The sequence below is a fragment of the Nitrincola tibetensis genome (genome assembly GCF_003284585.1).
In the GTDB taxonomy this organism is placed as follows: domain Bacteria; phylum Pseudomonadota; class Gammaproteobacteria; order Pseudomonadales; family Balneatricaceae; genus Nitrincola; species Nitrincola tibetensis.
Window position 1 is genome coordinate 56,713 of sequence record NZ_QKRX01000008.1, and the last position, 24,024, is coordinate 80,736.

A 24,024-nucleotide genomic window follows, 5' to 3' on the forward strand; every position below is an offset into this window, starting at 1 on the left:
GCCTTTCAGAATTTGCTTTATTTAGCCATACGTTCATGTTTGCTTACTTAGATCATTAAGACTAAACACATATTGTGAACTGAACGATTTGAGGTTAAAAGAGATGATCCATTTCAGATGACAGCCCGTAGGATGATGCAATGAACAACGACGAGCCTTTAGGAGGCGATGTGAACGCAGTCTTAAGCATTGCGGAGGAGAAGAAAAAAGAAATGCGTGACAATTGGTCTGCGCGTTTGACTTCTCTGGCCGAAACACGGGATAAAGCTGTATTTGCCAGTTTATTTGATTACTTCGCACCACGTGTGAAGGCCTACATTACTCGTCTAGGTATGCCGCCAGCGACGGCGGAAGAAGTGACGCAAGAAGCTATGCTATCGGTATGGCGAAAAGCGCATATGTTTAATTCTGAAAAGGCCAGTGCAAGTACTTGGATCTTCACTCTTGCTCGTAATCTATGCATTGATAGAATGCGTCGTGAAAAGGCCGTTGAATACGAATTGCCTGAAGAAGAGCCGGATCCTGATCAGCGTGATCAAGGTGAGCACTTAATACTTGAGGAGCGTATGCGAGATGCTATTGCTACACTGCCAGAGAACCAAGCTCAAGTGTTGCATCTATCCTATTACGAAGGAAAGTCGCATTCTGAAATTGCCGATCAATTAGGGATTCCATTAGGCAGTGTTAAATCAAGATTACGTTTAGCGTTTAGTAAGTTAAAAGCGCACTGGGGAGAAGAAGAGTGAATATTAGTCATCATTTTGACGATGCTACCTTAATGGCCTATGCATCGGGAAGCCTCCCCCAAGGAATGGCCTTGTTGGTTGCTTGCCATTTGCACTGGTGCCCACATTGCCGTCAACGCCTCTCACAGGCTGAAGCAATTGGCGGTGCACTTCTGGACAAAATTGAGCCTATGAGCCTGCAAGCCAATGCACTAAAATCTGTGATGGATCGTCTGGATCTTGAGGAGGAAATACCAATTCCTCGCATCGATCCCGTTCAGTCTGCAACGAATTTACCTGCGCCTTTGCATCACTATTTGCAGACAGATCTTGACCACCTTCCTTGGAAGCGTTTGGGGTATGGTGTTCATCATGTTGATTTGAATTTGCAAGGGTCTGGCACAACGCGTTTATTGAAAATTGCTCCGGGCGTGTCAGTCCCTCATCATACGCATTCAGGCAACGAATTAACGTTAATTTTACGAGGCTCTTATACTGATGAGATTGGTCGTTTTAGTGCGGGAGATGTCGCAGACCTGGATGGTGAAGTGAAACATCAGCCCATCGTTGATACTGACCAAGACTGTATTTGTTTAATAGCCACGGATGCACCTCTGAAGTTTACGGGAATAATGGGACGCTTAGTGCAGCCATTTATAGGACTATGATAAGACCTTCATTATGAATGTGTATTGGATTCGAAATGACTTGCGCCGGATGGACAATCCGGCGCTTTTTTATGCCTGTGAATCGCAACAGGGCGTCATCGCTGTCGTGACACTCACTCCCAAACAGTGGGAGGTACACGTTGAATCACCTGCGAAGATGGCACTCTGGCGTGATCGTCTGATGGAGTTAAAAGATGAGTTATCTCAACTGAATATTCCGCTTCGTGTGCTCCAACTCGATACCTTTCAAGATGTACCCAAGGCGTTACAGCATTTTGTCGCCTCGGTGAGTGCCAAAAAGCTATTTTTTAATTATGAATATCCGTTAAATGAGCGTTCACGCGATAAGTCTGTTTGTGATGAGTTAAGTGCTGTTGGAGTTGAGTGCTTAGCCTTTCATGGCGAACTGATTGTGCAGCCCGGTCAGGTTCTCACGGGGCAGGGGACACCATTTAAAGTATTTACACCTTACAGTCGAGCATGGCGTCAATACCTACTTAAACATTTAACTCCGGCGCTTGCTATCCCTGCAATACAACCTTTATCTTCCATGCCGTCTGATGTGCTTCCAGCTGATTTAGGGATGAGTGCGCTTGCGAGTGATCAGCTAGCCTATGATGCCCGTCTTTGGCCAGTTACAAGTGCCGAAATCCATCAACGATTGAATCGGTTTGTAGAAGAACAGGAAGCGGATTATAAAGCACTGCGTGATTTTCCCTTTAAGGATAAAACATCAAAGCTTTCACCCTACTTGGTTCTGGGTGCTGTGTCGCCAAGGCAATGTCTTGCCGCATTAATGAGCCACTACGCATCCGATGCTTGGCTTGACAGTACTTGGTTAAATGAATTGATTTGGCGTGAGTTTTATCGACATATGCTGGTTGCTTTCCCTGAGCAAAGCAAAGGCCATCCTTTTCGGCCTGAAGTCGAAGAAAAAATACAATGGCAATTTGATGAAACACTCTTCAAAGCCTGGTGCCAAGGCGAAACGGGTTACCCAATTGTCGATGCCGCGATGAAGCAGCTCTTGTCCACGGGCTGGATGCACAATCGATTACGCATGGTGGTTGCCTCTTTTCTCACTAAATTGTTGCGAATTGATTGGCGGATAGGGGCAGATTTTTTTATGTCCAAGTTGATAGATGGCGATTTTGCATCCAATCAAGGCGGATGGCAGTGGTCTGCATCCGTGGGGGCAGATGCCGCGCCTTATTTTAGGATCTTCAACCCTCAGTTACAAAGTGAAAAGTTTGATGCATCGGGTGAGTTTATTGCCTTTTGGTTGCCAGAGTTGCGACAATTGCCGGCTAAGCAGCGCCACTTACCAGGTGCTGGCCAGTCTTTAGGACGGCCAGCACCCATCGTTGATTATAAAAAGGCGCGGCAATCGACATTAGATGCCTATCAATCCCATGCAAAATGAGAAGTATATGACTCCGAATGAATTAGTAACTGCGTTGAATGCAGGTCCAGTCGCCTTTGAAACTGTGATGGAAACCTTAAATGCTCACTACGATTTTACGCCTATGGCCTTTCGAAACGGTGATTTGGAAAATTCCGCTGATGTGAACCAAGGCTCATGTAAAATTTTAGCCTTTGCACAATTGAATTCGTTATCGGAGCAAGCCACGCTGAATGCGTTTGGCCGTTTTTACACAGAGGATGTATTAAAGAATCCAGAAGGCGGTGACCATCAAAATATCCGCAACTTTATCAACACAGGTTGGACGGGCGTGTCATTTGACGGTCAGCCGTTAAGCGTTAAAGCTTAAGTTTAGTGCCTAGGTTTACAATACCGCCAGTGCAGCATCGTAATTTGGCTCACTGGCGATTTCAGCAACAAGTTCTGTATAAAGAACTTGTCCCGCTCCATCGACCACGACCACTGCGCGTGACAACAGTCCAGTCAATGGACCATCGATAAAGGTTAGGCCCATTTCGTTGCCAAAATCACTACGGAAAGTGGAGCCACTTTTAACTTTGTCCAGACCTTCAGCACCACAGAAGCGTGCCATTGCAAAGGGTAGGTCTGCGGAGATACAGACAACCGTTGTGTTGTCTAATGAGGACGCGGCTTCATTGAACTTGCGCACGGATGTTGCACAGGTTGGGGTGTCGATACTTGGGAAAATATTGAGCACAACACGCTGCCCAGCTAAATCCTGCAATGCAAAATCAGCTAAATCGGTGCCTGTTAGGGTAAAGTTGGGGCATGAGCTACCAACAGCTGGAAGATCGCCAATCGTATTAACGGGGTTACCACGAAGAGAAACGCTAGCCATGTTATTATCCTTCCTTTAAAACTGAGTAAATTGCTTGGTTATTATAACCTGTTTAGACTTAATGCCTAGTCTTAATTCTAGTGCTTGATTAGAATAAAGAGATTACAGGATTCAAACGCGTGCCTGCCATTACGCAGGCTGACATTTGGGATAAGGAAGGCACTATGCCGATGCAATGGCCGCAATTGTTGACAACAAAACGTTATGGGCATGAAAATCTTACCAGCGCTGAGATAGGCCGCAGCCATTTTCATAAGGATCATGATCGAATTATTTTTTCGAGTGCGTTCAGGCGGCTGGGACGTAAAACCCAAGTTCATCCTCTCACACTCAATGATCATATCCATACGCGTTTAACCCATTCAATTGAGGTCGGCAGCCTAGGACGCAGCCTCGGTATTCGAGTGGGTGAGCTCATCGCAGATGAACTCCCGCCTTGGTCTTCTCCTCACGATTTAGGCATGATTGTACAGTCTGCCTGTTTAGCACACGACATAGGCAATCCACCCTTTGGTCATGCGGGTGAATATGCCATTCGAGATTGGTTTCGACGCCATTCTCAAGATCAGCGCTTTGCATCCTTACATCCCTTGGAGCTGCAAGATTTACAAACCTTTGAAGGCAACGCTCAGGGCCTTCGAGTGGTGACAAAAATCGAAAACAATCTATTTGATGGTGGTTTGCGGCTGACTTATCCAACCCTCGGCACCCTGATTAAATATCCCTGGACGGTTGAAAAAGGGGGTGACAAGGGGAAGTTCAGTGTTTTTCAATCCGAGGTGGATACTCTAAATCAGCTTGGACGAGAGCTAGGGCTTATAGAGCTGGGCGAAAACCATTGGTGTCGGCATCCTTTAACCTGGTTGGTGGAGGCGGCTGATGATATTTGTTATGCCATTCTGGATCTCGAAGATGCGATAGAGTTGCATATCTTGACGTTTGATGAAGTCAAACCCATCTTGTTGCAGTTGTGTGGTGATCTTGATTTCGATCATGAAATTTTCACCTCACAGGCGTCAGCCCGCCGCAAAATATCGGCTTTACGGGGTAAGGCGATGGAAAATATGGTTGAGTCTGCGATTGTGGCCTACCGTCATCACTACCCGGCCATTATGAGTGGGCAATACACTGGAGAGTTGTTGGCGGATGGTGATCCAATGGTTAAGGCGGGGTTGGCCACAGCGAAACGTATTGCACGAGAGCGTGTGTTCCCGAACAATCGCAAAGCCGAGTTGGAAGTCGGTGCCTACACCATGCTTGGAGTTCTTTTAGAGGCGTTTTGTGATGCTGTGTATGAAGCCCATGCGGATTCACCCGCTCAGCCGGGTTACCGCACTGAAAAAATTATGAATTTAATGGGCATTCATGCACCAGAACCGGATTGGCCTTTGTATCAAAGTTATTTGCGTGCTATCGATTTCATCTCAGGGATGACCGATAATTACTGCATCTATTTGGCGCGTCAAATTGGCGGCGGACTCGGGTATTAATCTTTAAAAACAAGGGGACACAATGGCGTCTTTGCAAGATCAACTTCGTGGCTTGGTGTATTCGACAGAAACAGGCCAGCAGTGCTCCGAATGTCGACACCCAGTGAAGGAGTGTATCTGTGATCAATTGGCCGATGAAACACGCTTGGCACAACTTGATGGTATTGTGCGCATACGCCGAGAGGTCTCGGGCCGAAAAGGAAAAGGCGTCACAACGCTTTCAGGTGTTCCTTTACCCGAGGCGGATCTTAAACGTTTGGCGAAAACTTTAAAACAGAAGTGCGGAACGGGTGGTTCCTACAAAGATGGCATCATTGAGATTCAAGGCGATCATCGAGAGTTGATCAAAAGCCTTCTGGAGGCGGAAGGCTTTAAAGTGAAGTTGGCGGGTGGTTAAGCGTTATTTACAAGGAGTACGACAGGGCAATGGAACCAAAGTTATGGCTGTTGCGTTGCGTACGGAATTGCTTGGTACGGTAAACCCGAGCGTAAGAGAGCTTCCAGCGCTCATAGGTGCCTGCCAAGCCAAACGATGCCTCAGCAAATGCATGGCGCTTGTCTACGGAGTGACTGTCTCGCCAAGTGTTGCCATCTAAGAAAATATCGCGGACCACAAAGCGTCCATCAAATGACATGAAGCCATGTACGCTCCATTGGTTATCAAAGCGTGGGTCGCCAAATCCAGGTACGCTGCTGTCACCTCCAGCCCTTAAGGCAGAGGTGCCTAAATCAGACGGTAAGTTTTTTCCAATACGAATTTGACCGCCTGTATTCACATAGGTGGCCACATTGCCAAGACTGCCTCCGGCATGAACGATGGCATCAAACTCCATTCCTGGAAACAATGAGGCACGTGCAATGCGGTTTTTATGTTCATAGACCAGTTGAATACCAAGCTCATTTTTCAGTTGGTTATCCCAACCATCAAAACGATCAAAGCCACGTAAGTCATGGACAATATCTTGCGCTTCTTTAGCTAAGGCGGCAGGTCCAACGACCCCTAGATTGACCTCAAAGGAGTTCATTTTATGTTGACTGCGCGTATGGTATCCCATCCCTGCATATAACCAACCCGCATAAGGGCGATCGTTAGGGTCGACCTCCGTTAGCAGTCTGTCTTCAGGGGTGAACATTTTTTGGCCTAAACTGAAGATAAGACGACGGCTGACGGCTTGCTGTTGATCAAAAGGGACTGGATCAAAGGGAGTTAAGTAGGTATTAACTCGGCGAATCCAGATGGGTAAATTAGCGTCATCAACAAAGCTTAAGATATCTGGTGAAATCCAAGAGACGCGCACACCATTGGTGTACTGCTGATCTGTATCGTTAAATAAATCGTTTTCAAAATACAGGTTAAGTGTCCAGCTTTGACGGACATCTGGTGCATTGTCTGGCAAAACAACGGGTTCAGCTAAGTTGTTGATATCAAAAACGTCATCTGTCTCTTCAGCCTTAAGGGCAGAAGGTGCGGCCAATAAAGCACAAAGCAAAGCACAGGTGATAGAAGTGAAACGTTGATCAGAGGTTGTTCTGAACACGTTAATATCTCCGATGAGAACATTAGGGAAGATTTAAATGACTAGATCTGCTGTGAACCAAAAAATTGATCGTAAAGCAGGGTGTTCCATCACAAATAGGTGACCATTTTGCCAAATGTTCAATCGGAAAAATAGAGACCAGAGTGTCAATTTTGTTGAAAAGAGATGTTGTGTGGGGGTAATCGCTTCATATTTAAGGCAAAGATATTCCTGACAATGCTCAGCTATCTGGAGGCATTGTCAGGGAAAGAAGGATTACACGCTTTCTAGCGCCTTTTGCGCTAAATGGAGGTCGAGCGTTGCCTTTAAAAGCTTGAAAAGATGCACAGATGCATCGATTTCTTCTTTCCGGTTCGTCAAACTTTCAATGTTTAATCCTAAAGGCAGATCAAGATGGCGACAGGCGCTGAGTATTTGATCTAGGTTTGTTTGGCAAATTTTGACGGACTCGGATAAGGGTTTTTCTGAATCGAGAATGCGCCAACGAGTTGCTTCAGGAATAGAGATTCCGAGCCACTCCATAAACTCAAGGGTTTTGGCGCTGCCACAAGGTGCGAAGGTTAAAATGATCCGCTTCGGCTGTTGATTCTGGAGCCGACATGAGCGCGCGTAACTGGTTAATAAGTCGATTGTTGCTTGAGGGTTATACACGGCTTGGGAGATAAAAAACTCACAGCCTTGCAAGGTTTTATTCATGAGGCGTTCGTGCTCATTCCCTTTTAATGCGTGACGTTCGGCAATGGTTACTCCACCTAGATGATAGTCGAAGCTCCCATTTTTAAGAATTTGATAGGCGTCATTCAAATTCAAGCGAATGTCGCCCTCAGAAGACGGGCTGCCAACGAGTACCAAATTATGAAGGTGGTACGTCTCACGAGTTTCATGCAGCCATGCTTTAAAGGCTTCGCCATCACGTTGTGCTACACTTTTATAGGTGATGATTTCGTGGCTAGATTGCGTTGCTAACAATGCAGAGTACTCTCGTGCGTCACGTGTATGAGCAAATGGAAAGGGACGTGGTGAGGCGATACGGCTGCTTTCATCCTGTATGTCGTAGACCACCAGACCGTCGTAATCTAGGCCCATTAGGCGTGCTAAGAGTTTGTCAGCAATCATGGACATCTGTTCATCATCGGTAGAGTGTTTTGGTGGGGTGGTCCCAATAAAGTAAACGCCCTGCTGAGGATCTTTGAACTTGGTGGAAAGTGACTGAGACATAAACTGACACGCCTTTGATTAAATATCGTCTTCGATGTCGATATTGTAACAATGAATTAGATTCAGATGTGCCTTGTGAGCCTTGAAAGTTTTTTGAGTTAAGCTGAAGATGACTCATATAAATAAAGTTACTTAAAATTCATTTTCTTATTCTATTTAGGTGAAGCTGTCCATGGAGACATTGCCCAATCAACTGTTGATACAGGCGGGAAGTGATGAAAAATTACCCCCGGTTGATCGCTGGAATCCATCATTTTGTGGTGATATTGACATGCGCATCGCCAAGGATGGTCGTTGGTTTTATCAGAACAGTCCAATAGGACGTGAGCGTATGGTTAAAATGTTTTCTCGTATTCTTTGGAAAGAGGGGGAGCACTACTACCTAAAAACGCCAGTAGAGAAGGTCGGTATTCGTGTTGAGGATGTCCCTTTTCAAGTGATCAGTTTAGAAGTAGTCCAAGAGAATGAACAAGTGGCTTTGCGTTTTACCACCTCTGTCGGTGATCAGGTCATTGCAGGAGTTGAACATCCTCTACGGATAGGAATAGATCCTGTAACGCAAGAGCCTAGCCCTTATCTAATGATACGTTGGGGCATGGAGGGACGTTTGTCTCGTAACGTCTTTTATCAGTTAGTTGAGTTGGCTGAGGAAAAAGATGGGCATTTAAGGGTGAGCAGTCAGGGTGTCATCTTTGATCTGGGTGCTATTTAACCCTCAAGCTAGGGGGAACTCAGCCGATAGCCTAAATAATATATGATTGAAATACGTATTCAGTGCAACGAATACGAACATCAGAGTTGGAGACGACCGTGAATACGATAAAATCCTCCTTGGTGCCGACACCAAGACCCTTCGATAACGCTATGAGCCCATCCAAATCAGCTAAGCCGTCAGAGTCGGGGCGCAGTTTGTCTGAGTTGCACAACAAAGTTTTGCAAACCCTATCCCAAAGCATACCGGGTATGTCCGTCGATAAGTTTAAAAAACTGGATGCGAATCAGTTTACACCAGAGAAGGTGGCCGATCGAATCAGCGGATTTGTTGCAGCTGGACTCGAAAATGCCCGTGCCCGTGGTGCATCCGAGGAGCGTGTACAGCAAATGTACGATGCGGCTATGAAAGGCGTAGAGCAGGGTTTTAAAGAAGCAAAAGAGATTTTAACTAACTTAGATGTGCTGAAGGGAACGATTGCAGACGATGTTTCCGAGACGGAACGTCTAACTTTTGACGCGCTGGCAAAGTTGTCACCACAACAGCGACTTGTTTCAAATCTGACACAGATGACAGCTGCACAACGTTTTGAAAAATCAGAAACCTTTGAATTAAACCTGATGACCAAAGAAGGCGATAAAGTCAGTATTTCCTTTGGACGATCTGAAAGCATGCAAGCAGGAATGGCTGTTGCCAAATCTGATTCAGGTATGGCTGCCATTTTTGATATGAGCCGAAGTGAGACTTCAGGATTTAGTTTCTCGGTGCAAGGGAATCTGAATGTCGATGAAATTGATGCGATTCAAAGCTTAATTCGCGATGTGAATCAGTTGGCGAATGAGTTCTTTGAGGGCGATGTGCAAAAAGCGTTTGAGCAGGCCGCGAATTTTAAAATGGATACGCAGCAGTTGGCTTCAATGAGTTTAACACTGACCCGCAGTGAAAGTTACAGTGCAGCGATGAGCTATGAAAAAACACAAGCCTTAGGCAACTCAGCTGAAACGCAAAGGCCTCAGCAACGTTTGTCGCAGTTAATGGATGGCATGAAGCAGGCGATGAATGAACAGATCAAGAGCTTTATTAAAGAGCCTGAGTCATTTATGTCTGAGCTGATGAATGGTTTGATGCACCAAGATATTCGGTATATCGATGCTCAAAAAGAGCAGCAAGAAAATCTGAACAACAACATGAGTCGCTTGTTAGAGTCAGTTTTTCCAAAGCAATAATTTAACTCTCCATCGATAAAACGGAGCTCTAACAGAGCTCCGTTTTTTATCTAAGCTTTGACAACATCGACAAAGTAAGCATCTTTTCCATCAATTTTTTCTCTAACCAGTCCATGGACATCAGTTTCAAAACCAGGGAATAAAGAGTTGAAATCGCGGGCAAACTTCAAGTAGCTAATGATAGTATCGTTAAAAATTTCACCTGGCACCAGCAAAGGGATGCCCGGTGGGTAAGGTGTCACTAGCATCGCAGTAACGCGTCCTTCAAGTTCATCAATCGAGACACGCTCAACATCACGGTGTGCCATTTTTGACCAAGCATCTGCAGGTGTCATTCCAGGCTCAATGTCGGACAAATACATCTCAGTGGTGACTTTGGCGACATCGTATTGCTTATAGACGTTGTGAATCTGATGACATAAGTCACGCAACCCAATACGCTCGTAAGCAGGATATTTTTTCGCAAACTCCGGCATAATGCGCCACATTGGCTGGTTGTGGTCATAGTCATCTTTGAACTGTTGCAGTTCTGTGACCATTGAGTTCCAGCGGCCTTTGGTGATGCCAATCGTAAACATGATAAAGAAAGAGTAAAGTCCAGTTTTCTCTATGATGATCCCATGCTCAGCCAAGTACTTACTAACGATGGCAGCGGGAATACCGACTTCGTCAAACTCGCCAGCTAAATTAAGCCCCGGTGTGATAATGGTGGCTTTAATTGGATCAAGCATGTTAAAGCCTGACTCAATTTTACCGAATCCATGCCACTTATCATCGGCATGAATCACCCAATCATCGCGATTGCCGATACCTTCTTCCGTAAGGTACTCAGGTCCCCACACTTTAAACCACCAGTCTGCACCGAACTCTTCATCCACTTTGCGCATGGCGCGACGGAAATCCAAAGCCTCTAAAATGGACTCTTCAACCAGCGCATGTCCGCCTGGTGGCTCCATCATCGCTGCAGCAACGTCACAGGATGCGATGATCGCGTATTGTGGGCTGGTGGAGGAGTGCATCAAGTAAGACTCATTGAAGCGGTGAGTGTCCAGTTTACGTGATTGAGCATCCTGAACCAGAATCTGTGAAGCTTGTGACAAGCCCGCCAGTAACTTATGCGTCGACTGGGTGGCAAAGACCAGTGTATTCTCTGAGCGTGGACGATTTTCACCAATGGCGTGCATGTTGTGGTAGAACTCATGGAACGAGGCATGCGGCAACCAAGCTTCATCAAAATGCAAGGTGTCGATGGTGTCACCTAACATCTCCTTGATGGTCTCAACGTTATACAAAACACCATCATAGGTACTTTGTGTAATCGTTAGAATACGAGGTTTTTTATTCGCCACTTCACGGGCAAAGGGATTCTGCTCAATTTTCTTACGAATTGTTTCTGGATCAAATTCAGATTTGGGTATTGGGCCAATGATGCCGTAATGGTTACGTGTCGGCATCAAGAACACCGGAATAGCGCCCGTCATAATGATGGAGTGCAAGATCGATTTATGGCAGTTACGGTCAACAACGACAATGTCTCCTGGCGCTACGGTGGAGTGCCAAACGACTTTGTTGGAGGTCGATGTACCGTTGGTGACAAAAAACAGATGATCGGCATTAAAAATACGTGCGGCATTCGCCTCGCTTGCCGAAACAGGCCCCGTATGATCCAGTAGCTGACCTAGCTCATCAACCGCATTGCAGACATCGGCACGTAAGAGGTTTTCACCAAAGAATTGGTGAAACATTTGTCCTACTGGGCTTTTTAAAAATGCAACGCCGCCAGAGTGCCCAGGGCAATGCCATGAGTAAGAGCTGTCGCTGGCATAGGCCATAAGCGCTTGGAAAAACGGCGGGGCTAGGCTATCAAGATATTTGCGTGCTTCACGAATAATATGTCGCGCCACGAACTCCGGTGTGTCTTCAAACATGTGAATGAAGCCATGCAGCTCTCGTAGAATGTCATTTGGAATATGGCGAGATGTGCGTGTCTCTCCGTATAAAAACACGGGGATGTCCGCATTACGCTTGCGGACTTCGATAATGAAATTTCGGACGGCTTCCAATGCGTGACCGTTTTGCTCATCGGCAAACTCTTCGTCATCGATTGAAAGAATAAAGCAAGAGGCTCGGCTGGCTTGCTGGGCAAAGGACGTTAAGTCGCCGTAGCTGGTAAAGCCAACCACTTCCATACCTTCTTTACTGATCGATTCAGCAAGGTCACGTATGCCAGAACCAGAGATGTTTTCGGAACGGAAGTCTTCGTCAATAATAATGACCGGAAAACGAAATTTCATTCATGTCGCCTGTCGTTAGAGGGTTTTATGGCATTGTCCTTCTTTAAAGTGACAACTCTGTTAAAGAAAGCCTGAAAAAGCCTTATGTAACTCACCTATTTTAGGTGATTAATATCTCAGCGGCTACCGCCCTGAGCGTACAATCCGTTGCTATATTTCGCAGCAATTGCATTTATGAGCTAAAACTAGATTAGCACTTCAAAGATATTTTTGCTAAAAACAGAAAAAAACAGATAAAATGAAAAAAACAGAAATCAGGAGTTTGCTATGCGGCGCATTTTTTTGGAAGTCATCTGTGTTCTCTCTTTGTTGAGCGTTGGAATTGTCTATGCTCAACCATTACCTGAGCCTAACGGAGCGGTTATCTTGACGGTCTCCGGTAAAATAACCAATACAAACTTTGGTGATCGTGCTGTGTTTGATCGCGAAATGTTAGAAGCATTGGAGCAGAAAATAACCGAAACCACGACCCCCTGGACTGAAGCAAAAGATCGCTTCGAGGGACCCTTAGGTCGAGCGTTGCTCGAAGCGGTCGGTGTGGATGGCGCAGAGGTCATGATTATTACAGCACTGAATGATTACAGTGCTGAAGTGCCTGTGAGTGACTTTATAGAAATCGATGCCATCTTGGCATTAAAGCACAATGACGCTTATATGCGAGTGCGTGATAAAGGTCCTTTGTTTATAATTTATCCCTTTGATGATGAGCCTAAACTCAAAAATGAGCTTTACTATAATCGGTCGGTCTGGCAGATTCGTGCAATAGAATTCCGTTGAGTTCCAACAGTGTGGGTGGTTCGTAGTGAGAGAGGCCAGTCCTAAAAAACAAATAAAACGCATGTTGGTATATGGGTTTAATGTGTGGTTGTTACCCTTTAGTGCGATTGTTTTTTTACTCGCTTCTCTTGTGATGCTTTTTACCCTCCATGATCGACAGGATCAAGTGTTGAGTGCGGCCCGCGATGATGCGTTGTGGGCCGCTTATCAACTGGATCGCGAGAATCTCAAATTAAGGACGCTTATCGCACAATATCAGCGTGATTTAGATCCTGTTACTTGGGATGAACTTTTGTTGCGCTATGAGATTCTTTATAGCCGTTTAAGTCATTTAGAAAGAGGGCAGTTGGCAGAGTTGTTTGACTCGTCGCCTCGAACACGAATGCTCTCAAATGAGATACTTCGACTGGTGAGAGAGATGGATCTGATTTTTGAGCAGGGAGATGCTCATGCCCAGCAGTCTCTTGCTAGTATTGAGGTACTGACGGCGGAGGTGCTGACAAACTCCGAAGAGCTTGTGACTCGAATGAAGGGAATAAGCGCACTCCTGATTACTGAAAACCGTGAGCATCAATTAAAACTCTACAACTATCTGGGTTTGTTGGTTCTGCTCTTGGCCATCATTGTGTCTATGATTATTTTCTTCATTGTCCGCAAAATGCTAGAAGCCAAAAATGCCCATAAGAATGCAGAAACCTTAGCCGCTGAGCTGCAGTTGGCTGCGATAAAAGCAGAGGCTGCAAGTAAGTCTAAGTCAGAATTTCTGGCGACGATGAGTCATGAAATTCGCACTCCTATGAATGGCGTATTGGGTATGGTGACACTTTTAAAAGAAACACCTCTAAGCCCTACTCAAGCTGATTATGTTGCAACAATTTACGGCAGTGCATCGGCGTTGCTCACTATCCTGAACGATATTCTTGATATTTCAAAATTAGAAGCAGGGCGTTTCGAAATTGATGATTCAGAGTTTGATCTTGTGCCGATGGTACAGGATGTGACGGCTTTGTTTTCGATCACCGCTGAGCAGAAAAACACTCGAGTACTCACGAAAATTGACGAGAGTGTTAAGGGGATATACCGCTCAGATGCTGGAAGAGTTCGCCAAGTCTTGCTCAATCTCGTTGGAAACGCAGTTAAATTTACGGACTCAGGCGAGGTGATTGTTTCTGTCAAGAAAGATAAATATCGCCAAGGTTGGGTGAGGTTCAGCGTTAAGGATACTGGGCTTGGTATTGCGGAAGACGCTAAAGGCAAGCTTTTCAATGTTTTTACGCAAGCGGACGCGTCAACGTCTAGAAAGTTTGGAGGGACGGGACTGGGGTTGGCGATTTGTAAACGTATTGTTGAAGGCTTAGGTGGTGAAATCGGCTTTGCAAGCTTGGAAGGCGTTGGAAGTCGTTTTTATTTTACGCTACCTATGACGCATCTAGGAGTAGCAAGTGATAAGGAGCCGGTAAAGTCATTTTCAGATCAAACAAAAGACCTGTTGAAAGGTGTGTCTGAGCCCATGGAGTCGCTGAGGTTTATTGCTGATAAGTCGCCATCTGCAGAGCTAGCCCCATCCAATCGTCTTAGGGTCTTGGTTGTCGAAGATAATCGCGTGAATCAAAAAGTGGCGATGGGGTTATTATCTAAATTCACTCAGGAAGTATTGATTGCTGAAAATGGTGTTGAGGCCTTAGCGCTGCTTGAAAAGGAAGCCGTTGACCTTGTCTTTATGGACATGCAAATGCCGATCATGGATGGTTTAGAAGCGGCTCGAGCGATTCGTTCGTCACAAACGGCGTTTAAAGATGTGCCCATTGTTGCCATGACTGCCAATGCAATGAAAGAGGATCGAGAGAGATGTTTAGCGGCAGGAATGAATGATTATCTTTCGAAGCCAATTAAAAAAGCAGAATTAGAGGTGATGGTAGAGAGGTGGGGCAAAAGGATTATAAAAAAAGAGAGCACTTAGTGCTCTCTCATCGATGTGTTTGAATTAACCGCGACGGCTTAATGCGGCAATACGGTCATCAAGCGGTGGGTGAGTTGAGAAAAGTGCCATTAGCCCATCTTTCAAATGACTGTTGATACCAAATGCCATCATTTGGTCTGGCATTTGATCTGGAATGCCTTGCTCTGCTTTTAGACGCTGTAGGGCGCTGATCATTGCTGCGGAGCTGACCAAAGTTGCACCTGCTTCATCCGCACGGTATTCGCGTTTGCGTGAGAACCAAGAGACGATCATCGATGCAAGAATGCCAAAGATGATTTCAAAGACAATCACGGTAATAAAGTAACCAATGCCGCGTCCTTCACCTTCCCCCTTACGTAAGAAGTTATCGACAGCATAGGCTGCAATGCGCGCAAAGAACATTACAAAGGTGTTCACAACGCCTTGGATCAAAGCCAATGTCACCATGTCGCCATTGGCAACATGTCCAATTTCATGGGCGAGTACGGCTTTGATTTCTTCAGGACGAAAACGCTGTAACAGGCCGCTGCTAACGGCAACTAACGCATCATTTTTATTCCAGCCAGTTGCAAACGCGTTTGATTGCTGGGCCGGAAAAATACCGACCTGCGGCATTTTGATGCCCGCTTTTTGGGAGAGCTCTGCAACTGTTTCAAGTAACCAGCGTTCTTCAGCGGTGCGTGGCTGTTCAATGATTTGTGTTTTGGTTGCCATTTTTGCCATGAATTTCGATAAAAATAAAGAAATAAATGACCCTGCAAAGCCAAAAACAGCACAAAAAATCAACAAGGATTGAAGGTTCAACCCAGTGCCGGATAAGTAATGCTCAACACCGAGTAGGTTCAGTGTAATGCTTGCAATGAAAATCACTGCAATGTTGGTTGCAAGAAAGAGGAGTATTCTCATGGTGGCTGTCTTTTCCTGTTAGAAGTTGAACTGGCTATTAGATGTGGGTGAAGGGTAAAAGTTTCAAGATGGAAAAGCCGGTTTTTTGAACCGGCTTAGTCTAAGCAAGGTATAGATGAATTAAAGATTGGCAACCTGGGTTTCGATGACACCTCTAAGTTCAAGGTAAGGGTCTAGGTTTTCAGGTCTAAAGAAAAGCTTATAAAACTGTCGCTCAGCCATACGACCTTTACGGCCCGCATTGTCTTCAGTGTAGAGCGCATAGAGATAACTCATTTGAAGATGTACAACGGCTGTGTGCATGGGTAGTTCGATTTCGCGACCTTCAAGATCTACGTGGGTTTTAGCGGTTTTTAGTGTGTAGAAAGACGCTTCAGCAACTTGATCAAGGTTGATTAAAAAGTTAGAGGTAACGGGAACTATATGGCGCTTATCTATGCCATTGTGCTGCATAGAGATACCAAGATTCTTTTTGATTTTGATAAACATGTTAGATCTGCATCCCTTAAATGTGCTTGGAAATAGAAGAATAGGTCAGTCAGATTACAAAAAGCTGAACCTGAATAAAACACTATTCAGGTTCTTTTATGATAGCAGTCTGTTTTACTTATTGCTCGTAGGTTTTCAAAAAAACCGCAATTCGCTCAATTGCTTCGACAAGAAGGTCGGTGCTGGGCAGAAAAACTAGGCGGAAATGTTGAGTATCATCAAGATTAAAGCCACTGCCCTGAACAATCAGTACTTTTTGCTGCTGCAGTAAGTCCAGTGCAAACTTCTCGTCATTGTGGATTGGGTAGCGCTTTGGATCTAGTTTCGGGAACAAATACAAGGCACCTTTGGGTTTGACGCAGGATACACCCGGAATATCATTCAGCATGCGCCAAGCCAGCTCCATTTGCTCATGCAAGCGCCCACCAGGTACGATGAGTTCATTAATGCTTTGGTAACCACCTAGCGCTGTTTGAATGGCGTATTGCGCGGGAACATTGGCACAAAGACGCATGCTGGCGAGCATGTCCAGTCCTTCCACATAGTCACGTGCTTTGTGTTTAGGGCCGCTGACAATCATCCATCCTGAGCGAAAGCCAGCCGCTCGGTAGGTTTTTGATAAACCATTAAAGGTGATGCACAGAACATCGTCTGCAAGTGAGGCAATCGACGTATGATCTGCTTCATTGTAGAGAATTTTGTCGTAAATTTCGTCAGCGAAAACAATTAATGAATGCTCGCGAGCAATTTCGAGAAGTGCCAATAAGATGGATTCAGGATAAACAGCGCCTGTTGGATTATTTGGGTTAATAATGACAAGGCCACGGGTTCGCTCTGTGATTTTACTGCGGATATCATCTAAGTCGGGTAGCCAATCATTGCTTTCATCGCAACGATAGTGAACAGGACTGCCGCCTGAGAGGCTCACCGCTGCTGTCCATAATGGATAGTCAGGTGAAGGAATCAGCATTTCATCATTGTCGTTCAGCAAGCCCTGCATCGCCATCACAATCAATTCAGACACACCGTTGCCGATGTAGATGTCCTCAATGCCAACATGTTTGATCGATTTACGCTGACATTCTTGCATCACCGCTTTACGTGCAGAGAATACACCTTTAGAGTCACAATAGCCTTGAGACTCGGGGAGATTGTAAATAACGTCTTTTACAATCTCTTCGGGTGCGTTAAATCCCCAAGGTGCTGGGTTGCCAATGTTTAGCTTAATGATACGATGACCTTCGTCTTCGAGACGCTTGGCTTCCTGCATGACAGGGCCACGTATGTCGTAACAGACATTGATAAGTTTATTCGATTTGCGGATAACAGACATCTTGTAGATCCCGAGCTCTAAAGGCGAGGCCTGAGCGTAAAAAAGCTAAAAAGAGTGTTAGCGGGCGTTTAGCATGATTTGGGTGCAAGAAATGGCAGACCAAGCGTCCCGGTAGGCGCATAATGATACGCCTTACATGGCTAATTTCAATTGGGAATCACGATAAATTACGTGCATGCTGGTTAATAATTATGACAAATAAAGTGGTTAAAACTGAGGATGAGTGGCAAAGTCTTCTCACGTCAGAGCAATTTTACGTGTGTCGTCAGAAGGGGACTGAAAGGCCTTTTTCCGGCGAGCTTTATGCATTAGACCAAGACGGTCAGTATCATTGTGTGTGTTGTCAGCAACCTTTGTTTTCATCTGCGCACAAATTTGATGCTGGCTGTGGTTGGCCGAGCTTTTGGCAGCCTATCGATCCACTTGCTTTGACAGAGCATGTGGATCGATCTCATGGCATGTTGCGAACAGAGGTGACCTGTAGTGGGTGTGGTGCGCATTTGGGGCATGTGTTCCCAGATGGTCCACCCCCAACAGGTCTTCGTTATTGTATTAATTCGGTCGCAATGAATTTTGAAGCATCTGATGAAACAGGCTAACCCTCTACAACGACCCTTGAATTAAGTAACGCGTAAATTCGGGGTCGTTAAACGCTTGCGTGAGCAGGTCAGTTGCCACTTCATTCATGAATTCACGGCTTTTTTGCTCATTGGGCGTTGCTAGGACTTCTTGGCGTTGTGCGGCTTCGAACTTTCCTGAATAGCTACGGCGTCCATCGTTAACGTTCATGCTCATACGTATTTCACCCACCAGTTCTCTTCTTACACCATCGCTGCGAAGAAAGTAGGTGACTTGGTCAAGTGTTAGGACTAAACGTGCATTTGAAGATGCGCTCGTCTGAACGCCCATGCGATTGAGTGTGTTGATCGCGGCTCGCTGAAATTCGGTGGTCATTCCATCTGTTACAGAAATAGTTGTTTCGTTGCCAAACCTGTCAGCCAAGGTGCCGATTTTGAGTTGTTGTTGCGGGTAGCGTACCTCAACGGATAAGGGGATGGAGGATGGGAGTCTGGGTATGGATGTGATTTGAGGTTCGAAATAGATGCGCTGTGGCATAGGGCCACTGGTGCATCCGATCAAAAGCAGCGTTGATAGTATGATCGTAAGGGGTAGCGTGCGCACAAATAAATCCTCTAAACAGTTGTGAGTTCAGGTTCTAAAGAGTTGATGAATTCAGCCAGTGAATCCGCAATGCATAGATGGGGTGACTTGCCTGGGCGCTCAACCCAAATGCGTCCATCTGCATTGTCAATGCTGATCATCATCTCAGTGTCAGGAAGAGTCAATGCAAAGAAAAGCGTCAAGGGGTGTCTACGCCGCGTTTTTTGCAAAGCATGCCCAATAAAGTTAGCGCGTAGACGTTCAAAATCATCATCATTCCAAACCTGTAACAAGGATAGTTTGCCTTGTGCGGTGCTTGCAGTGATTGGATCTGACCAATAATGACTGTAAAAGTCGATGATATCGGGGTGTATTGGCGTTTCCAGAGCTTCACTTAGCCTCTCAAACATATCGGTCGCTTGAGTTTGACGTTTGGGCAGCCATCTGACATCGTCACCTTCTTTGCCGTCTTCTAAATAGCAAACGCTAAGCCATTCGGAGTCATAAGGAACGAGTGGAGTTCCTTTCTCATCTACTAGCTTAAAAAACTTTGTGTAAAAGCCATCAAGTGCATCTTTAACAGGGGAAGAGGTTTTTCGCATCGGGTGTCCATCGCTGGTGATCGTGAATTTGGGTTACTCTAGCTTTCTGAGTGTAAGTCGATCAAGTCCTTGGCACTAAAATCAGTGTTGACCTGTGATTTAGTGGCAGCGTTGAGTGTTTGTGGTTAAATTGTTTGTATAAAATTCAATCAATTACACGGCGTGCTACTTGATGTTAGAGAAAAAAATTAATTTTCTGATAAAATATTTTTAGGTGTGAAAAAGGGCTGGAGCCCTTATGTTTGCTGGCGATTTGAGTGTTTCGAGAATTGTGCTATCAAAAATATTTAAATATTTTGCAAAGAAGTGTTTGACAAAGTTCTGAATATCATTAGAATTCGCACCGTCATTGAGGCACAGCAAAACAGCGACAGCCGCAATGACAGCAATGCCAGATTACGGAGTGGTAGTTCAGTTGGTTAGAATACCTGCCTGTCACGCAGGGGGTCGCGGGTTCGAGTCCCGTCCATTCCGCCACTGGTATTGAACGTTATGGGCGAATAGCTCAGTTGGGAGAGCACCTGCCTTACAAGCAGGGGGTCGGGGGTTCGAACCCCTCTTCGCCCACCATAACGGAGTGGTAGTTCAGTTGGTTAGAATACCTGCCTGTCACGCAGGGGGTCGCGGGTTCGAGTCCCGTCCATTCCGCCATTTATGTAAACGTTTTAGTGGTTACCGACATTTTATTATGTCATTCGTTATGGGCGAATAGCTCAGTTGGGAGAGCACCTGCCTTACAAGCAGGGGGTCGGGGGTTCGAACCCCTCTTCGCCCACCATAACGGAGCGGTAGTTCAGTTGGTTAGAATACCTGCCTGTCACGCAGGGGGTCGCGGGTTCGAGTCCCGTCCGTTCCGCCATTAAAATTGTTTATATTTCTAAATGCATATTTCTTCCAGCTCATATTCTAATGCCTTGATAAGACAGAAATGTCTTGATGTATCGATAATTAGGCTAGATCTGTGTCATCCCCAAATTAGCGGTAACAAGTGGTTCAAACTTGAACCTGTCCTCAAGCGAAGCCTTGATTCAGGTAAGCGAAGACCCTTGCTCAGTTTTGGCGGCTGCTATTCAAATCACCTTCATGCGTTGGCCTATGCGGGTTACCATTACGGTATTGCAACCATTGGTGTTGTCCGGGGCGAAATGCCCAGTCCATTAAATCCCACGTTGCAAGATGCAGAATCTTGGGGAATGAAGCTTCATTTCGTTTCAAGACTGGAATATCGAAATAAAACCCATCCAGATTTTACTCAAGCGCTTTATGAGCAGTTCGGAGATTTTGAGCTGATCCCGGAAGGGGGGAGTTCTCCAGAGGCTGTTTTAAGCTGCGCTAATATCTGGTCTTTTTTAGCAGAGTCTGATTTCGACTATGCACTGTGCCCCCTTGGAACGGGAGCGACGGCAGCTGGCTTGCTGTTAGGAAAGCCTAGAGACTGTCACCTTGTTGTCGTTCCAGCGCTTCAAATTAGCGCGCAAGAGGCGCGATCTATACTGTCTCAGCATTTAACTGAAATGAGTGTGTCTATGCCTGAGGGTTTGACGGTGCTGGATGGAAGCTCGCCTTATGGGAAGGTCAATGCGGAGTTGGCTTCGTTATGGTATAAAAACCCAAACCTTTGGGATCCTTTATACACGTTAAAAATGTATCAAGCGTTTTGCCGACTTGCAATGTCTGATACATTTCCTCATGGTAGTCGTGTAGCCTTGTTTCATACAGGTGGAATGCAGGGGTTGCGCGGCTGCAAGTCGAGAATTGAGCGATTAGCCCCTGAATTTCAAGGGCCATTACCACTATAATGAAGACAGACTTCTTAACAGTGAGATACCCATGGATAACTTTCGTAACATTGGTTTGATTGGTCGCCTAGGTAGCAAAGCGGTGATTGACACCTTGAAGCAGTTGATTCGATTTTTGGATGATAAGGGATTGAATGTCATTTTGGATCAAAAAATAGCAGAGGTTATGCCGGGTCATGGTCGACAAACCAGCAAGCAAAAAATGATGGGTGAGATCTGTGATTTAGTTATTGTTGTCGGTGGTGATGGGAGTTTGCTAGGAGCAGCACGGTCGTTGGCTCAGAGTAATGTCCCAGTGCTAGGTGTTAACCGAGGGAATCTAGGCTTCTTGACCGATATTTCACCACAAGAAATTGAAGAACGCGTCAATGAAGTGCTGCAAGGTAAGTACAGTGTTGATACACGTTTTCTTCTGGATGTGAATATTCGTCGTAAAGGTGAGATGGTTGGAGAGATGGCTGCCTTAAACGATTGTGTGTTGCATCCAGGTAAAGCCACACGCATGATTCAGTTTGATTTATATATAGAGGGGCAGTTTGTTTATACCCAGCGTTCAGATGGATTGATTATTTCAACCCCGACGGGGTCGACTGCATATGCGTTGTCAGCGGGTGGACCCATCATGCACCCTAAATTGGATGCGCTTGTGTTGGTGCCCATGTTCCCGCACACCTTATCAAGCAGACCGATTGTAGTGAATGGTAACAGTGAGTTGAAGATGGTCGTGAGTGAAGAAAACTCGACCTATCCAACTATTTCGTGTGATGGCCAGTCCGATTTTAGTTTGACGCCTGGGGATATTATTACGGTCCGAAAAAAGTCAGCCAAGCTTAAGCTGATTCATCCCGTCGATTATAACTTTTATGAAACCTGCCGCGAAAAACTGGGCTGGTCATCCCGGCCAAGTTAATGGAGGCACTTAGTGAGCGAGCGAGCGTTTAAAGGCTATGACCTAATTGGTGATATTCATGGTTGCGCCTTGAGTCTTCGAATTCTCCTAACTCGTATGGGCTATACCCAAAGCAAGGGTGTCTATTCTCATCCTGAACGGCAAGCCATCTTCGTGGGGGATATTATTGATCGCGGCCCTCATATCCGTGAAGCTCTGCATTTGGTAAGAGATATGGTTGATGCCGGTCATGCCCAAATTATTATGGGTAATCATGAATACAATTACCTGTGTTATTTGACACCCGCACCTAGTGGTTTCGCACAAGCCTATTTGCGCAGTCATACGCCTCGTCATGAGCGTATACTTGAACAAACGTTGCAGCAGTTGGCCAACTATCCTGAAGACCAGAGAGCCTTCTTGCAATGGTTTGAACAAATGCCATTATTTCTTGATATGGACCGTTTTCGAATTGTACATGCCTGTTGGCATCAGCAAATGATTGATCGGTTTATAGAGATGAACGGCGGCAACCGGATGAAAAGAGGCTTTCTTTTTCGTTCTGCTGTTCAGGACTCACTGGAATACACCATTATCGATCGACTGCTAAGAGGCACTCATTTAAAGTTACCTAACGATGAGGTCATGATCAGTCGAGATGGGTTTGAGCGACATTTTTTTCGAACTAAATTCTGGGTTAGAGATCCATATTATCTTGTAGATGTGGTGTTTCAGCCAGATCCTCTACCATCGCATTTGGCACGATTGCCCTTAAGTCGAGAACAGCGCGCAGATTTGATCTGCTATCGAGAAGACCAAAAGCCCTTATTTATTGGTCACTATTGGTGTCAAGGCGAGCCAGAGCCCTTGGCACCGAATATTGCATGTTTGGATTATAGTGCGGTGAAGTACGGCAAGCTAGTAGCCTACAGGATGGACGATGAAGTTAGAATTCAAAAAGATAAATTTGTTTGGGTCGACGTCGCTCGAGAGTTTGTCTTCTCAGATTAAGGAACATAAATGACCTGGCGTAGATACTGGATGACGCTCATTTTTATTGGTTTGAGCATTTTTATTTCGATGCTGGTTGGGTTTGGTGACAATCGCAGCATGATGCGATTGCTGACGTTTTCAGACTTCTCCAGTGTTGGAGCACAAATCTCATATTACAATCTGAAAGGAGTCGTGGCATCTGGTGAGTGGTGGCGTTTTTTTTCGCCCATGTTTATGCATTTTAGTATGCTGCACCTTGTCTTTAATCTCTTGTGGATTTGGGTTGTGGGAACGCGTATTGAGCAATCGCAAGGCCCAGTTTGGTTGTTGGTGATCGTACTGATTTCTGGCGGGTTGTCCAATCTTGCTCAGTTCTTAGTCAGTGGGCCACTATTTGGTGGTATGTCCGGTGTGGTTTATGCTGTGCTAGGATACGCATGGTTATGGGACCGCATGCAACTGCGTCCTAGATTCTATTTGCCACAGGGTTTGATGGGCTTTATGGTGGTTTGGTTGTTACTAGGCTACACCGGACTTTTGGGTTTGATTGGCTTTGGGGCTATCGCTAATACGGCCCACTTGGTGGGCTTATTGGTTGGGCTTTTATTGGTATTGCCAGGTCATCTGCTTAGGCGATATTTTGCGTAAAATGCGTCACGACGAGCGTCTTGTATTGGAGAGGTCAATGTTATCGTTTAATGAAATGATTGAGTCCATGACTCACGATGTCTATGAGTCGATGAAGACATCAATTGAAATCGGTAAATGGCCGAATGGGCAGCCGTTAACACCAGAACAAAAAGAATATAGCTTAAAAGCTGTGATTGCTTATGAGCACTTGCGTAACCTTCCGGAAGAAAAGCGGGTAGGCTTCATTGATCGAACGCGTCCGGATGGAAATCAGCACGGTTGTGATCCTCTGCAGCCCGAAGTTTTAAAAATTTTAAATAGCTAAGGTCTCT

25 protein-coding genes and 5 tRNA genes are annotated in these 24,024 nt (G+C 45.6%); 21 read left to right on the forward strand and 9 right to left on the reverse strand.

Annotated features, from left to right (window positions below; all coding sequences use genetic code 11):
- Nucleotides 1-140 precede the first annotated feature (140 nt).
- Genes DN062_RS11565 through DN062_RS11580 form a run of 4 tightly spaced genes read left to right on the forward strand, consistent with a single transcriptional unit; the run spans nucleotide 141 to nucleotide 3,165 of the window.
- Nucleotides 141-746 carry a sigma-70 family RNA polymerase sigma factor gene (locus DN062_RS11565; RefSeq protein ID WP_112159492.1) on the forward strand — a complete coding sequence of 202 codons (606 nt, stop codon included), beginning with the start codon at nucleotides 141-143 and terminating at the stop codon, nucleotides 744-746.
- The gene (locus tag DN062_RS11570; RefSeq protein WP_112159493.1) at nucleotides 743-1,393 is read left to right on the forward strand and encodes a ChrR family anti-sigma-E factor; all 651 of its coding nucleotides are present in this window, start codon (nucleotides 743-745) and stop codon (nucleotides 1,391-1,393) included. The genes DN062_RS11565 and DN062_RS11570 overlap by 4 nt, the downstream gene beginning before the upstream one ends.
- 13 nt (nucleotides 1,394-1,406) lie before the next feature.
- A complete protein-coding gene (phrB, locus tag DN062_RS11575) occupies nucleotides 1,407-2,816 on the forward strand; it encodes a deoxyribodipyrimidine photo-lyase (RefSeq protein ID WP_112159494.1) in 1,410 nt (469 codons plus the stop codon).
- A gap of 7 nt (nucleotides 2,817-2,823) precedes the next feature.
- Nucleotides 2,824-3,165 carry a HopJ type III effector protein gene (locus DN062_RS11580; protein WP_112159495.1) on the forward strand — a complete coding sequence of 114 codons (342 nt, stop codon included), beginning with the start codon at nucleotides 2,824-2,826 and terminating at the stop codon, nucleotides 3,163-3,165.
- A 15-nt stretch (nucleotides 3,166-3,180) separates the two neighbouring features.
- On the opposite strand, the gene tpx is transcribed toward DN062_RS11580, so the two are convergent.
- Nucleotides 3,181-3,675, reverse strand: coding sequence for a thiol peroxidase (gene tpx, locus DN062_RS11585; RefSeq protein WP_112159496.1), 495 nt, complete (start codon nucleotides 3,673-3,675; stop codon nucleotides 3,181-3,183).
- A gap of 164 nt (nucleotides 3,676-3,839) precedes the next feature.
- Here tpx and DN062_RS11590 point away from each other — a divergent pair, with 164 nt between their 5' ends.
- On the forward strand, nucleotides 3,840-5,165 hold the full coding sequence (locus DN062_RS11590) for a deoxyguanosinetriphosphate triphosphohydrolase (RefSeq protein ID WP_112159595.1): 1,326 nt from the start codon (nucleotides 3,840-3,842) through the stop codon (nucleotides 5,163-5,165).
- 22 nt (nucleotides 5,166-5,187) lie between these two features.
- Nucleotides 5,188-5,562, forward strand: coding sequence for a translation initiation factor Sui1 (locus DN062_RS11595; protein WP_112159497.1), 375 nt, complete (start codon nucleotides 5,188-5,190; stop codon nucleotides 5,560-5,562).
- A 7-nt stretch (nucleotides 5,563-5,569) separates the two neighbouring features.
- On the opposite strand, the gene DN062_RS11600 is transcribed toward DN062_RS11595, so the two are convergent.
- Entirely contained in the window at nucleotides 5,570-6,703 is a 1,134-nt protein-coding gene (locus DN062_RS11600; RefSeq protein ID WP_239995778.1) for a lipid A deacylase LpxR family protein, read from the reverse strand.
- A gap of 255 nt (nucleotides 6,704-6,958) precedes the next feature.
- A complete protein-coding gene (locus DN062_RS11605) occupies nucleotides 6,959-7,921 on the reverse strand; it encodes a hypothetical protein (protein WP_112159498.1) in 963 nt (320 codons plus the stop codon).
- Nucleotides 7,922-8,093: 172 nt separating this feature from the next.
- Between DN062_RS11605 and DN062_RS11610 the strand changes: the two genes are divergently transcribed.
- Nucleotides 8,094-8,633 carry a DUF1285 domain-containing protein gene (locus DN062_RS11610; protein ID WP_112159499.1) on the forward strand — a complete coding sequence of 180 codons (540 nt, stop codon included), beginning with the start codon at nucleotides 8,094-8,096 and terminating at the stop codon, nucleotides 8,631-8,633.
- Between the two features lie 98 nt (nucleotides 8,634-8,731).
- Nucleotides 8,732-9,859, forward strand: a complete 1,128-nt coding sequence (locus tag DN062_RS11615; protein ID WP_133256758.1) for a DUF5610 domain-containing protein — start codon at nucleotides 8,732-8,734, stop codon at nucleotides 9,857-9,859.
- 50 nt (nucleotides 9,860-9,909) lie between these two features.
- On the opposite strand, the gene DN062_RS11620 is transcribed toward DN062_RS11615, so the two are convergent.
- Nucleotides 9,910-12,153 carry an Orn/Lys/Arg family decarboxylase gene (locus DN062_RS11620; protein ID WP_112159501.1) on the reverse strand — a complete coding sequence of 748 codons (2,244 nt, stop codon included), beginning with the start codon at nucleotides 12,151-12,153 and terminating at the stop codon, nucleotides 9,910-9,912.
- Between the two features lie 267 nt (nucleotides 12,154-12,420).
- Here DN062_RS11620 and DN062_RS11625 point away from each other — a divergent pair, with 267 nt between their 5' ends.
- Complete coding sequence (locus DN062_RS11625) at nucleotides 12,421-12,930, forward strand: putative pterin-binding protein (protein ID WP_112159502.1); 510 nt, start codon at nucleotides 12,421-12,423, stop codon at nucleotides 12,928-12,930.
- A 25-nt stretch (nucleotides 12,931-12,955) separates the two neighbouring features.
- Nucleotides 12,956-14,890 (forward strand): response regulator, encoded by a 1,935-nt coding sequence (locus DN062_RS11630; protein WP_112159503.1) that lies wholly within the window; start codon nucleotides 12,956-12,958, stop codon nucleotides 14,888-14,890.
- Nucleotides 14,891-14,914: 24 nt separating this feature from the next.
- On the opposite strand, the gene htpX is transcribed toward DN062_RS11630, so the two are convergent.
- The 3 genes from htpX to DN062_RS11645 all read right to left on the reverse strand — a co-directional run bounded on the left by htpX (nucleotide 14,915) and on the right by DN062_RS11645 (nucleotide 17,618).
- On the reverse strand, nucleotides 14,915-15,796 hold the full coding sequence (gene htpX, locus DN062_RS11635; RefSeq protein WP_112159504.1) for a protease HtpX: 882 nt from the start codon (nucleotides 15,794-15,796) through the stop codon (nucleotides 14,915-14,917).
- A gap of 120 nt (nucleotides 15,797-15,916) precedes the next feature.
- On the reverse strand, nucleotides 15,917-16,285 hold the full coding sequence (locus DN062_RS11640) for a hypothetical protein (protein ID WP_112159505.1): 369 nt from the start codon (nucleotides 16,283-16,285) through the stop codon (nucleotides 15,917-15,919).
- Between the two features lie 118 nt (nucleotides 16,286-16,403).
- Entirely contained in the window at nucleotides 16,404-17,618 is a 1,215-nt protein-coding gene (locus DN062_RS11645; RefSeq protein WP_112159506.1) for a pyridoxal phosphate-dependent aminotransferase, read from the reverse strand.
- A gap of 191 nt (nucleotides 17,619-17,809) precedes the next feature.
- Between DN062_RS11645 and msrB the strand changes: the two genes are divergently transcribed.
- Nucleotides 17,810-18,217, forward strand: a complete 408-nt coding sequence (gene msrB, locus DN062_RS11650; protein WP_112159597.1) for a peptide-methionine (R)-S-oxide reductase MsrB — start codon at nucleotides 17,810-17,812, stop codon at nucleotides 18,215-18,217.
- A 4-nt stretch (nucleotides 18,218-18,221) separates the two neighbouring features.
- Here the strand turns inward: msrB and DN062_RS11655 are convergent, their stop codons facing one another.
- Together DN062_RS11655 and syd are read right to left on the reverse strand one after the other, a co-directional pair.
- Nucleotides 18,222-18,800 carry a YajG family lipoprotein gene (locus tag DN062_RS11655; RefSeq protein ID WP_112159507.1) on the reverse strand — a complete coding sequence of 193 codons (579 nt, stop codon included), beginning with the start codon at nucleotides 18,798-18,800 and terminating at the stop codon, nucleotides 18,222-18,224.
- An 11-nt stretch (nucleotides 18,801-18,811) separates the two neighbouring features.
- Entirely contained in the window at nucleotides 18,812-19,381 is a 570-nt protein-coding gene (syd, locus tag DN062_RS11660; protein WP_112159508.1) for a SecY-interacting protein, read from the reverse strand.
- 400 nt (nucleotides 19,382-19,781) lie between these two features.
- Here syd and DN062_RS11665 point away from each other — a divergent pair.
- The 10 genes from DN062_RS11665 (at nucleotide 19,782) to DN062_RS11710 (ending at nucleotide 24,017) form a co-directional block, all read left to right on the forward strand.
- A tRNA-Asp gene (locus tag DN062_RS11665) sits at nucleotides 19,782-19,858 on the forward strand.
- A 17-nt stretch (nucleotides 19,859-19,875) separates the two neighbouring features.
- A tRNA-Val gene (locus DN062_RS11670) sits at nucleotides 19,876-19,951 on the forward strand.
- 4 nt (nucleotides 19,952-19,955) lie between these two features.
- Nucleotides 19,956-20,032: transfer RNA gene (locus tag DN062_RS11675), tRNA-Asp, on the forward strand.
- Between the two features lie 51 nt (nucleotides 20,033-20,083).
- A tRNA-Val gene (locus DN062_RS11680) sits at nucleotides 20,084-20,159 on the forward strand.
- A gap of 4 nt (nucleotides 20,160-20,163) precedes the next feature.
- Nucleotides 20,164-20,240 (forward strand) — tRNA-Asp (locus tag DN062_RS11685).
- A gap of 187 nt (nucleotides 20,241-20,427) precedes the next feature.
- Nucleotides 20,428-21,180, forward strand: a complete 753-nt coding sequence (locus DN062_RS11690; RefSeq protein ID WP_162301295.1) for a 1-aminocyclopropane-1-carboxylate deaminase/D-cysteine desulfhydrase — start codon at nucleotides 20,428-20,430, stop codon at nucleotides 21,178-21,180.
- Between the two features lie 31 nt (nucleotides 21,181-21,211).
- A complete protein-coding gene (locus tag DN062_RS11695; RefSeq protein WP_036507060.1) occupies nucleotides 21,212-22,090 on the forward strand; it encodes an NAD(+) kinase in 879 nt (292 codons plus the stop codon).
- Nucleotides 22,091-22,102: 12 nt separating this feature from the next.
- Entirely contained in the window at nucleotides 22,103-23,080 is a 978-nt protein-coding gene (locus DN062_RS11700; RefSeq protein WP_112159510.1) for a metallophosphoesterase, read from the forward strand.
- 9 nt (nucleotides 23,081-23,089) lie between these two features.
- Nucleotides 23,090-23,710 carry a rhomboid family intramembrane serine protease gene (locus DN062_RS11705; RefSeq protein WP_112159511.1) on the forward strand — a complete coding sequence of 207 codons (621 nt, stop codon included), beginning with the start codon at nucleotides 23,090-23,092 and terminating at the stop codon, nucleotides 23,708-23,710.
- 37 nt (nucleotides 23,711-23,747) lie between these two features.
- Nucleotides 23,748-24,017, forward strand: coding sequence for a YeaC family protein (locus DN062_RS11710; RefSeq protein WP_112159512.1), 270 nt, complete (start codon nucleotides 23,748-23,750; stop codon nucleotides 24,015-24,017).
- Nucleotides 24,018-24,024 lie beyond the last annotated feature (7 nt).